Source organism: Achromobacter sp. SIMBA_011 (genome assembly GCF_046535435.1).
Taxonomy (GTDB): domain Bacteria; phylum Pseudomonadota; class Gammaproteobacteria; order Burkholderiales; family Burkholderiaceae_B; genus Achromobacter; species Achromobacter dolens.
This window is the reverse complement of sequence record NZ_JAWRWN010000204.1, coordinates 1-318: the sequence shown is the minus strand read 5'-3', so window position 1 is coordinate 318 and position 318 is coordinate 1. Positions and strand designations below refer to the sequence as shown.

Here is a 318-nt window from a genome sequence, read left to right as displayed (position 1 = left end):
CTGCATCTGCCGGCGACCACGGGCTTTGCGGCGACCATGCTGGGCGGCGTGATCCTCACGGTGGTCACGCCGTTCGCGGGCCACGTCTCCGATCGCATCGGCCGACGCCGCCAGATGACGTGGATCGCGCTCCTGTTCGCCGTGAGCGCGTACCCCGGTTTCGTGTGGGCCACATCCAGCGGCAGTGCGTTCGCGCTCTATGTGCTGATCGCCTGGCTCGCGCTGCTCAAGTCGATCTACTTCGGCGCGTTGCCCGCGCTGATGGCCGAAATCTTCCCGGCCGCCACGCGCGCGACCGGCATGGCGATCGGCTACAAC

1 protein-coding gene is annotated in these 318 nt (G+C 68.2%); it reads left to right on the top strand.

What is annotated here, in order from left to right:
* The coding region (locus SB816_RS30590; protein ID WP_410548063.1) for an MFS transporter at window positions 1–318 on the top strand (318 nt) is incomplete at both ends.